Source organism: Hydrogenophaga sp. (genome assembly GCF_051007235.1).
Taxonomy (GTDB): Bacteria; Pseudomonadota; Gammaproteobacteria; order Burkholderiales; family Burkholderiaceae_C; genus Hydrogenophaga.
In genome coordinates this window covers 1-9,316 of record NZ_JBPCSJ010000070.1, presented here as the reverse complement: position 1 = coordinate 9,316, position 9,316 = coordinate 1, and the positions used below count along the sequence as shown (strand labels likewise).

Annotated in this window: 10 protein-coding genes and 2 pseudogenes; 10 read left to right on the top strand and 2 right to left on the bottom strand. The window is 68.3% G+C overall.

Annotation, left to right across the window (positions count from 1 at the left end):
* A partial coding sequence (locus tag ACR2JA_RS02365; RefSeq protein WP_434007530.1) for a hypothetical protein occupies positions 1 to 734 on the top strand: 734 nt, incomplete at its 5' end.
* A gap of 74 nt (positions 735 to 808) precedes the next feature.
* A complete protein-coding gene (locus ACR2JA_RS02360) occupies positions 809 to 1,129 on the top strand; it encodes a hypothetical protein (RefSeq protein ID WP_434007529.1) in 321 nt (106 codons plus the stop codon).
* Position 1,130: 1 nt separating this feature from the next.
* Here ACR2JA_RS02360 and mpl read toward each other — a convergent pair whose 3' ends face one another.
* Entirely contained in the window at positions 1,131 to 2,612 is a 1,482-nt protein-coding gene (mpl, locus tag ACR2JA_RS02355; RefSeq protein WP_434007528.1) for a UDP-N-acetylmuramate:L-alanyl-gamma-D-glutamyl-meso-diaminopimelate ligase, read from the bottom strand.
* Here mpl and ACR2JA_RS02350 point away from each other — a divergent pair.
* From ACR2JA_RS02350 to ACR2JA_RS02315, 8 genes and pseudogenes are all read left to right on the top strand, one after another.
* A complete protein-coding gene (locus ACR2JA_RS02350) occupies positions 2,611 to 3,216 on the top strand; it encodes a hypothetical protein (RefSeq protein WP_434007527.1) in 606 nt (201 codons plus the stop codon). The genes mpl and ACR2JA_RS02350 overlap by 2 nt on opposite strands.
* A 19-nt stretch (positions 3,217 to 3,235) precedes the next feature.
* The gene (locus tag ACR2JA_RS02345) at positions 3,236 to 3,757 is read left to right on the top strand and encodes a TlpA disulfide reductase family protein (RefSeq protein WP_434007526.1); all 522 of its coding nucleotides are present in this window, start codon (positions 3,236 to 3,238) and stop codon (positions 3,755 to 3,757) included.
* Between the two features lie 229 nt (positions 3,758 to 3,986).
* Positions 3,987 to 4,448 carry an acetyl-CoA carboxylase biotin carboxyl carrier protein gene (gene accB / locus ACR2JA_RS02340; protein WP_434007525.1) on the top strand — a complete coding sequence of 154 codons (462 nt, stop codon included), beginning with the start codon at positions 3,987 to 3,989 and terminating at the stop codon, positions 4,446 to 4,448.
* 13 nt (positions 4,449 to 4,461) lie between these two features.
* Positions 4,462 to 5,811 carry an acetyl-CoA carboxylase biotin carboxylase subunit gene (accC, locus tag ACR2JA_RS02335; RefSeq protein WP_434007524.1) on the top strand — a complete coding sequence of 450 codons (1,350 nt, stop codon included), beginning with the start codon at positions 4,462 to 4,464 and terminating at the stop codon, positions 5,809 to 5,811.
* On the top strand, positions 5,801 to 6,730 hold the full coding sequence (gene prmA / locus ACR2JA_RS02330) for a 50S ribosomal protein L11 methyltransferase (protein WP_434007523.1): 930 nt from the start codon (positions 5,801 to 5,803) through the stop codon (positions 6,728 to 6,730). Before accC ends, prmA begins: the two co-directional genes overlap by 11 nt.
* A 55-nt stretch (positions 6,731 to 6,785) precedes the next feature.
* A pseudogene (locus ACR2JA_RS02325) lies at positions 6,786 to 6,890 on the top strand (zinc-ribbon domain-containing protein); the annotation flags it as partial.
* A gap of 354 nt (positions 6,891 to 7,244) precedes the next feature.
* Entirely contained in the window at positions 7,245 to 8,018 is a 774-nt protein-coding gene (locus ACR2JA_RS02320; protein ID WP_434007531.1) for a DUF3426 domain-containing protein, read from the top strand.
* 20 nt (positions 8,019 to 8,038) lie between these two features.
* Positions 8,039 to 8,926 carry a carbohydrate kinase family protein gene (locus ACR2JA_RS02315; RefSeq protein ID WP_434007522.1) on the top strand — a complete coding sequence of 296 codons (888 nt, stop codon included), beginning with the start codon at positions 8,039 to 8,041 and terminating at the stop codon, positions 8,924 to 8,926.
* Between the two features lie 89 nt (positions 8,927 to 9,015).
* Here ACR2JA_RS02315 and ACR2JA_RS02310 read toward each other — a convergent pair.
* Positions 9,016 to 9,316: pseudogene (locus ACR2JA_RS02310) on the bottom strand (hypothetical protein); the annotation flags it as partial.

Genomic DNA, 9,316 nt, shown 5'->3' with positions numbered 1-9,316 from the left:
TGCGCCAGCGCCTGCTGCGCTTTGAGGCCTGGCTGCGGCCGCTGCGCAGCCAGTTCGCGCTGGGCGCGCGGTTGATCGAGCACCTGCGGCAGGTCAAGAAGGGCGTGGTGCACGTGCTGCACGACGGGCGTCTGCTGGCCGTGATCGACCTGGATCGCTGGCTCGCCGGGCTGTTCATCCCGGCCCGTCCGGTGGACATCGACATGGCCGACTGGACGCCGCGGCCGAACCTGGCTGGCGACATCCCGCCGTCGTTCATGCGCTTGCCGCTGCACCGGGTGCTCTGGACCTATGCCGTGCGCACCCGGCGCGACCTGTTGCCCGAGCGCTACCGCGAGCAGACGGTGCACCTGCGCCGCGTGCCTCGCCTGCCCCCTCGCTGGTTCGATGACCTGCACCTGCTGCTCATGCGCGAGCTGATGGCCCAGCCGGCGCGGCTGGACGAACTGGTGGCGCGCACCGGGCTGCCGAGCGGCTCGGTGGCCCACCACCTGGCTTCGCTGTACTACGCGGGCGGCGTGACCACCGACGCCGACAGCGCCCGCCGCGCGGCCGCCGACACCCGGTTGGCGGTGCTTGCCCTGCAATTTGATCAGGCCGATCTGGCGCAGGACGCCCGGGCGCGCGAGGGCAGTGCATCCGAGCAGTCCGCGCCGTCGAGCATCTTGCGCGAAGTGCGTCATTCGCCGCTGCGGGCGGCGCAGAACCACGGCGGCGACCCGCACCGGGTTTGATCTGGGTCGGGGTCCGGCCCAGGCCGGCGCGGCACAATGGGTGGCATTCAACAGCCAACCCAGGAGCACCCTCCATGCGAAGCCAAGTCATTGTCAAGTGGTCCGATCCGTCGGTGTACCGCTTCGACCTCGAAGAGGCACAACCCATGCCCCATGACCAGGCGCGTGCCTGGCTGGACGAGCAGTTCACCGCCCTGCAGTGCGAACCGATCCGGCTGACCGGCAAGGTGCTGACCGCCGACAAGGTGCTGTGCGTGGCACAGGCCGCGGGCGAAGAGCGCTTCCGCGACGCGGCCCATCAGGATTGGGCCCGGTCCTACGCGCGCGCAGCCAGCGCAGCCCTGGCCAAGCCGGTGGTCACGGTCGACCTGCTGACCCAGACCGTCGGCTACTGAGTCAGGCCGACAGTGCGGTGAGCAGGCGGCCGTGGATGCCGCCAAAGCCGCCGTTGCTCATGCACACAATGTGATCCCCCGCCTGGGCAGCGGTGACAACCTGCTGCACCAGTGTGTCGATGTTGCCCGCCACCCGCGCCCGGTCGCCCATGGGCGCCAGTGCATCGGTGGCGTCCCAGTCCAGCCCGCCCGAATGGCAGAACGCCAGGTCGGCCGCTTCCAGGCTCCAGGGCAGCTGCGACTTCATCGTGCCCAGCTTCATGGTGTTGCTGCGCGGTTCGAACACGGCCAGGATGCGACCCGCGTCGCCACTGGCGCGCAGTTTGCGCTGCAGGCCGTCCAGCGTGGTGCGGATGGCAGTGGGGTGGTGGGCGAAGTCGTCGTAGACGGTGATCGTCCCGCCGCTGCGGGCCACCGTGCCGCATACCTCCATGCGGCGGCGCACGTTCTGGAAGCCGCCCAGCGCGCGCGCCGCGTCGTCCGGCGCCACGCCCACGTGTTCGGCCGCGGCGATGGCGGCCAGAGCGTTGAGCTGGTTGTGCACACCGGTGAGCCCCCACTCCACGCGCGCCACGTTCTGGCCGCGCTGCCGCACGTCGAACGTGTCGGGCTCGCCCACCGCGCTGAAGTCGCTCACCGCGGCGCCGAAACTGCGCACCTCGCTCCAGCAGCCGGCGTGCAGCACGCGGTCCAGGCTCTCTTCCAGTCCGTTCACCACCACGCGGCCGCTGCCGGGCACGGTGCGCACCAGGTGGTGGAACTGGCGTTCGATGGCCTTGAGATCGTCGAAGATGTCCGCGTGGTCAAACTCCAGGTTGTTCAGGATCGCGGTGCGCGGGCGGTAGTGCACGAACTTGCTGCGTTTGTCGAAAAACGCTGTGTCGTATTCGTCGGCCTCGATCACGAAGGTCTTGCCCTGGCCGAGGCGCGCCGAGACCCCGAAGTTCATGGGCACCCCGCCGACCAGGAAGCCGGGGTTCAGTCCGTTGGCTTCCAGCACCCAGGCCAGCATGGAGGTGGTGGTGGTCTTGCCGTGCGTACCGGCCACGGCCAGCACATGGCGGCCCTGCAGCACGTGTTCGGCCAGCCACTGCGGGCCACTGGTGTAGGGCGCGCCCGCTTCCAGAATGGCTTCCATCAGCGGGAATTTCGGCGTGCCGTCGGGCAACCGGGCGCGGCTGACCACGTTGCCCACCACGTACATGTCGGGCTGCAGGGCCATCTGGTCGGCGCCAAAGCCTTCGATCAGCTCGATGCCCAGTGCGCGCAGCTGGTCGCTCATGGGGGGGTAGACACCAGCGTCGCAGCCGGTCACGCGGTGGCCCGCCTCGCGGGCCAGTGCGGCGAGGCCCCCCATGAAAGTGCCACAGATGCCCAGGATATGTATATGCATGTCGGCGATTCTAGGGCGATGCCCTGGGAGGGCAGGGGGCAAGCCGGCGCAGCGCCCTGCGCGCAGCGCTGCGGTGCACAATCCGCGCATGGATGCCCACCCTTCGGACCTGACCCGTGAAATCGCCGCCGTGGCCGCCCGCTACGTGGTCGAGGATGGCATGGAATACGGCCCCGCCAAGCGCCAGGCCGGCCACCAGCTGGGCCTGTCGGCCAAGGCGCCGTGGCCGGACCATCTGGCCATGGAGGCCGCGGTGCGCGAGTACATCGCCGTGTTCTGCCCCGACACCCAGGCCGCCGAGCTGCAGGCCTTGCGCGAGCAGGCGCTGGTCTGGATGGACCGGCTGCAGGACTTCCAGCCCCACCTGGGCGGCGCCGTCTGGCACGGCATCGCCACCCGCCACAGCGACATCCACCTGCACCTGTTCTGCGACGATCCCAAGGCAGCCGAGCTCAGTCTGCTGGACCACCGGGTGGACTACCAGCCCGGCACCGCCACCGGCTGGCGCGGCGAACCGGTGGACGCGCTGACCCTGCGCAGCCGCAACAACACGCTCGGCCAGTGGGTGCTGGTGCACCTGCTGGTGCACGACCACGACGGTCTGCGCGGCGCCCTCAAACCCGATGCCCTGGGGCGCAAGCCGCGGGGCGACGCCAAGGCCCTGCGCGCCCTGCTGGCGGCTGGGACTCATTGAATTTTTTGTCGTTTTCCGCATGCAAAGAAGAACCTTGTGGACCGGCGCCCTGGCGCTGACCGCCTGCGCCACGGGTGCCGGCGTTGCCTGGTGGCGCCTGCACCCGCGCGAGGCGCAGTCCCCCGAGCTGGCGGCGTTCTGGGCCAGCCGCTTCGACGGCCCCAACGGCGAGCCGGTCGCCATGGAGCAGTTCCGCGGGCGTCCGCTGCTGGTGAACTTCTGGGCCACGTGGTGCCCACCCTGCGTGGACGAGCTGCCGCTGCTCAACGCCTTCCACACCCAGCACGCGGGCCGCGGCTGGCAGGTGCTGGGGCTGGCGGTGGACCAGCCCAGCGCGGTGCGCCGCTTCATGCAAAAGCTGCCGCTGGTCTTTCCGGTCGGTATGGCGGGCCTGGCCGGTACCGAGCTCAGCCGCAGCCTGGGCAACCTGGGCGGTGGCCTGCCGTTCAGCGTGGTGTTCGACGCCGGCGGCGCGGTCGCGCACCAGAAGGTGGGCAAGGTCTCCGAGGCCGATCTGGTCCAGTGGGCGCAGCTGGGGTGAGTCCGACAACTGGCGGTATCTGAGCCGAAAATCGGGGTAGAGTGCGGTTTTTTCACCACTGCCCGTTCGTTGTCGCCTTTCAAAGGGCCGTCGATGTGGGGTGTTGCGGCGGGTGGTGGATGGCGCGCCCTTCGTGTACACTGCGCCACCCCGTCGGGTGCGATGACTTTGGTTTGCTTGAATTTGCGCGAAGTTGTCCGAACTTGACCGAAATTCGTTGGAGAAAACCATGGACCTGAGAAAACTGAAGACACTGATCGATCTGGTGTCCGAATCGAACGTTTCCGAGCTGGAAATCACCGAAGCCGAAGGCAAGGTGCGCATCGTCAAGGGTTCGCCGGCCGGCATGGCCGCTCCTGTCACCTATGCCATGGCGCCCGCTGTCGCGGCCCCTGTGGCGGCCCCCGCAGCCCCGGTGGCGGCGGTCGAAGCCGCTCCCGCCGCCGTCGAGCCGGCGGGCCACACCGTCAAGTCGCCCATGGTGGGCACCTTCTACCGCGCGTCCAGCCCGGGCGCCAAGCCCTTCAAGGACGTGGGCGACACGATCAAGGAAGGCGAGACGATCTGCATCGTCGAGGCCATGAAGATCCTCAACGAGATCGAAGCCGACAAATCTGGCACCGTGACCCAGATCCTGGTGCAGAACGGCCAGGCGGTCGAGTACGGCCAGCCCCTGTTCGTCATCGAATAAGCGGCGGCGCTCCATGTTCAAGAAAATCCTGATCGCCAACCGCGGCGAGATCGCGCTGCGCATCCAGCGCGCCTGCCGCGAGTTGGGCATCAAGGCGGTGATGGTCTACTCCGAGGCCGACCGCGATGCCAAGTACATCCGACTGGCCGACGAGGCGGTCTGCATCGGCCCGGCCCCATCGGGCCAGAGCTACCTCAGCATGCCAGCCATCATCTCGGCGGCCGAGGTGACCGATTCCGAGGCCATCCACCCCGGCTACGGCTTCCTGTCGGAGAACGCCGATTTCGCCGAGCGCGTGGAGAAAAGCGGCTTCACTTTCATCGGCCCGACGCCCGAATCCATCCGCCTGATGGGCGACAAGGTGTCGGCCAAGCAGGCCATGATCCGCGCCGGCGTGCCCTGCGTGCCTGGCTCTGAAGGCGCCTTGCCCGCCGACCCGGCGGTGATCAAGCGCACGGCCAAGGCCATCGGTTATCCGGTGATCATCAAGGCCGCCGGTGGCGGCGGTGGGCGCGGCATGCGGGTGGTGCACACGGAGGCGGCCCTGCTGCACGCGGTGCAGACCACCAAGGCGGAAGCGGGCGCGGCCTTCGGCAACCCCGAGGTGTACATGGAGAAGTTCCTCCAGAACCCGCGCCACGTCGAGATCCAGATCATGGCCGACACGCACCGCAACGCGGTGTACCTGGGCGAGCGTGACTGCTCCATGCAGCGCCGCCACCAGAAGGTCATCGAAGAAGCGCCGGCGCCAGGCATCCCGCGTCGCTTGATCGAGAAGATCGGCGAACGTTGCGCCGCCGCCTGCAAGAAGATCGGCTACCGGGGGGCTGGCACCTTCGAGTTCTTGTTCGAGAACGGCGAGTTCTATTTCATCGAGATGAACACCCGCGTGCAGGTGGAGCACCCGGTGACCGAATGGATCACCGGCGTGGACATCGTGCGCACGCAGATCGCGGTGGCCGCTGGTGAAAAACTGCCGTTCACGCAGCGCCAGATCCAGCTCAAGGGCCACGCCATCGAGTGCCGGATCAACGCCGAAGACGCCTACAAGTTCACCCCGTCACCCGGGCGCATCACCACCTGGCACATGCCCGGCGGTCCCGGTGTGCGTGTGGACTCGCACGCCTACACCAACTACTTCGTGCCGCCCAACTACGACAGCATGATCGGCAAGCTGATCGTGCACGGCGACACGCGCGAGCAGGCCCTGGCCCGCATGCGCACGGCGCTGGCCGAAGCGGTGGTCGAAGGCATCAAGACCAACATCCCGCTGCACCGCGAATTGATGGTCGACGCCAGCTTCGTGGCCGGCGGTACCAACATCCATTACCTCGAAGAGTGGCTCTCGCACCGTGAACGCTGATGCACAAGCCCAGACCCAGCCGTCGGCTGGGTCTTTTTTTGAACTGGTTCTGCTGGTCGCCGAGGCGGCTGTCGAGCCGGTCAGCGACGCCCTGGACGCGCTGGACGCGCTGAGCGTGTCGGTGGAAGACGCCGACGCGCTGACGCCGGCCGAGCAGGCGCTGTTCGGCGAGCCCGGCATGCCGCCGCCCAAGGAGGGCTGGAACCGGTCGCGCGTGGTGGCGCTGTTCAACAACGAAGCGGCCGCGCGCGAGGCGGCTGAGCTGCTGGCGCCGCAGGACTTCTTTGGCGATGGTCAGGTGCTGGGCGTGCGCGCCGTGGCCGAGCAGGACTGGGTGCGGCTGACGCAGTCGCAGTTTGAGCCGGTCGAGATCACGCCCACCTTCTGGATCGTGCCCAGCTGGCACGAGCCACCCGCGGGCGCGCAGCAGGTGTTGCGCCTGGACCCGGGCTTGGCCTTCGGCACCGGCACCCACCCGACCACGCGCATGTGCCTGCGTTGGACCGCGCGCCATGGCGCGCAGGGTCAGCGCGTGCTCGACTACGGTTGCGGCTCGGGCATCCTGGCCATGGGCGCGGCCAAGTTCGGTGCGCGCGAGATCGTGGCGGTGGACATCGACCCGGCCGCGGTCGAATCGACCCGCCTGAACGCCGAGAACAACCACGTGCAGTTGCAGAGCGGGCTGCCCGATCTGGCGCGCGGCGAGTTCGACCTCGTGCTGGCCAACATCCTGGCCACGCCGCTGAAGGTGCTGGCGCCGCTGCTGTGTGCGCACGTCAGGGCCGGTGGTCAGCTGGTGCTGGCCGGCATCCTGGCGCGCCAGGCCGACGAGCTGATCGAGGCCTACGCGCCGTGGGTGCAGCTGTCCGTGAGCGACGAAGAGGACGGCTGGATCCTCATGACCGCGACCCGCGCCTGAGCATGCACCGGGGCCGTGCCGCAGCGGTGCCCGCCGCGCTTGCAATAATCGGCGCATGAGCTACACCACCCGCTGTCCGGCTTGCGGCACAACCTTCAAGGTCGTGCCCGATCAGCTGAAGATCTCCGACGGCTGGGTGCGGTGTGGTCATTGTGCGGACGTGTTCGACGCCACGCTGTACCTGCAGGCGTGGACGCCGCCACCGCCACCTCCAGTTCCATCAGCAGCTGCAGCGTCGCCGGCAGTGGAGGCTCCCGCCCCTGTATCGGTGAAAGAGGACGATCCGGCGCCTGAGCCCGGTCCGCACGCTCCCCAAGCAGACACTTCGTACGGTTCGGCACCGCCGCCCGAGCGCGCGTTCGATGAGGCGCCGGCTTGGGGGCAAACCATGCCCGCCGATCTCAGAAGCGAAACCGGCGGCCAGGCAATGTCTGAACCCGCCGCGCCTCCTGCCGATGCACCACCCGCTGATTTGCAGCCGTGGGCGCGGGACGAGGCGGCGGTGACCTCCCCTATGAAGCCCGATCGGGACGCGGCGGCCGACGCATCGCCCCTGGGCATCGGTCCGCCACTATCGACGCCTTCTGTGGACGAGCGGTCCACCGATTTCCATGCAGAACTGGCGCGTTTCGCCGAGACGGCCGGTCGCACCGCATCCGACGAAGCCCCGGTGCCGACTGCGGCGGAGCCCTTGCCTGCATCCGCATCCGCACCAGCGATGCCGGATCTGCCGATGCCCGATGAGGGCATGGCGGGGCCAGAGGCCGCCGAACCCGGCTTTGTGCGCCAGGCACGGCGCCAGGCCTTCTGGCGTTCGCCACCGGTGCGCGCTGCCTTGGCCGTGCTGGCGGTGTTGCTCGGCGGTTTGCTGGGTGCCCAGTGGGCGGTGCACGAGCGCGACGCGCTGGCCGCCAGCCACCCCCAGTTCGCGCCTCTGCTGTCGCAGTTGTGTGCGCCGCTGGGTTGCGAGATCGGCCCTGTGCGCCGCATCGATGCCGTCGTCATCGACAGCTCGACCCTGGCGCGCCGGCTCGGCAACTTCTACGCGTTCGATGTGGTCATCAAGAACACGGCGCCCATCCCGGTGGCGGTGCCCGCGCTGGAACTGAGCCTGACCGACACGCGCGACAGCGTGATCGCGCGGCGCGTGTTCCTGCAGAGCGAGCTGCCCGGCGCCCCCGTGCTGCTGCCCCCTCAGGGATCGTTGCCGCTGAGCCTGCGCCTGTCCATCACCGATGCGGGTGCCCTGTCCATGGCCGGCTACCGGGCCCTGGTTTTTTATCCCTGATCCTCTCCTTCACCGACAACATGTCCATCCTCATTTGCGGCTCGCTGGCCTTCGACACCATCATGACGTTTGAGGGCCGCTTCGCGGAGCAGATCCTGCCCAGTCAGCTGCACATCCTTAACGTGTCGTTCCTGGTGCCGGGCCTGCGGCGCGAGTTCGGCGGTTGTGCCGGCAACATCGCCTACGGCCTGCGCCAGCTGGGCTCGCCGGCCGTGCCGCTGGCCATGGTGGGCAACGACGCTAGCGACTACCTGGAGCGTATGCGCAGCCTCGGCGTGGACACGCGTTTTGTCGGCACCACGGCGGACAACTACACCGCGCAAGCCATGATCATGACCGACCGTGACAACAACCAGATCACCGCGTTCCACCCCGGCGCGATGTCGCAAGCGCACGAGACGCCGGTGCCCACCGACGCTGGCATCCGCCTGGCCATCGTGTCACCCGACGGGCGTGACGCCATGCTGCAGCACGCCCAGCAACTGCACGACGCGGGCATTCCGTTCGTGTTCGATCCGGGCCAGGGCCTGCCCATGTTCAACGGGGACGAGTTGCGCCGCTTCATCGAACTGGCCACCTGGGTGACCGTCAACGACTACGAAGGCCAGATGCTCAGTGACCGCACCGGGCTGGACTTTGCGGCCATCGCACAGCAGGTGCAGGGACTGGTCGTCACCCTGGGCGAGCAGGGGTGCGAGGTGTGGGAGCAGGGCAGCAAGAACCTGGTGGCTCCCGTCAAGGCAGCCGAGGTGCTGGACCCCACCGGTTGTGGGGATGCGTTCCGGGCCGCCCTGTTGCACGGACTCTCCCAGGGCTGGAGCCTGGTGCGGTGTGCCGAGCTGGGCAACCGCATCGGCGCCACCAAGATCGCCAGTCGGGGCGGGCAGAACTACCGTTTCAGCGCCTGACCCTGCGGCGGCCGTTCACCACAGCGGCCGCCCATGAAAAAAGCCCGATGCTTTCGCACCGGGCTTTGCACGTCATCCCAGGCTGGGAATCAGGGCTTGCTGGACGTCGGGAACGGCCAGGCCGCCTGAGGGTTCAGCTTGGTTTGCGCTGCAGGGGCCGCAGAGGCTGCCGGCTTCTTGGCCGGCTCAGCTTTTTTTGCGGGGGCTGCCTTTTTCACGGCAGCTTTGGGTGCAGCGGCTTTCTTGGCAGGTGCAGCAGCCTTCTTAGGAGCAGCAGCCTTCTTGGCAGGTGCAGCAGCCTTCTTAGGAGCAGCAGCCTTCTTGGCAGGTGCAGCGGCCTTCTTAGGAGCAGCAGCTTTCTTGGCAGGTGCAGCGGCCTTCTTAGGATCA

What these genes read in the sequence shown, in the direction of transcription:
- ACR2JA_RS02345 (WP_434007526.1), top strand. Translation starts at nt 3,236, where the DNA reads ATGCAAAGAAGAACCTTGTGGACCGGCGCCCTGGCGCTGACCGCCTGC.
- ACR2JA_RS02350 (WP_434007527.1), top strand. Translation starts at nt 2,611, where the DNA reads ATGGATGCCCACCCTTCGGACCTGACCCGTGAAATCGCCGCCGTGGCC.
- accB (WP_434007525.1), top strand. Translation starts at nt 3,987, where the DNA reads ATGGACCTGAGAAAACTGAAGACACTGATCGATCTGGTGTCCGAATCG.
- mpl (WP_434007528.1), bottom strand. Translation starts at nt 2,612, where the DNA reads ATGCGCGGATTGTGCACCGCAGCGCTGCGCGCAGGGCGCTGCGCCGGC.
- ACR2JA_RS02315 (WP_434007522.1), top strand. Translation starts at nt 8,039, where the DNA reads ATGTCCATCCTCATTTGCGGCTCGCTGGCCTTCGACACCATCATGACG.
- accC (WP_434007524.1), top strand. Translation starts at nt 4,462, where the DNA reads ATGTTCAAGAAAATCCTGATCGCCAACCGCGGCGAGATCGCGCTGCGC.
- ACR2JA_RS02360 (WP_434007529.1), top strand. Translation starts at nt 809, where the DNA reads ATGCGAAGCCAAGTCATTGTCAAGTGGTCCGATCCGTCGGTGTACCGC.
- ACR2JA_RS02320 (WP_434007531.1), top strand. Translation starts at nt 7,245, where the DNA reads ATGAAGCCCGATCGGGACGCGGCGGCCGACGCATCGCCCCTGGGCATC.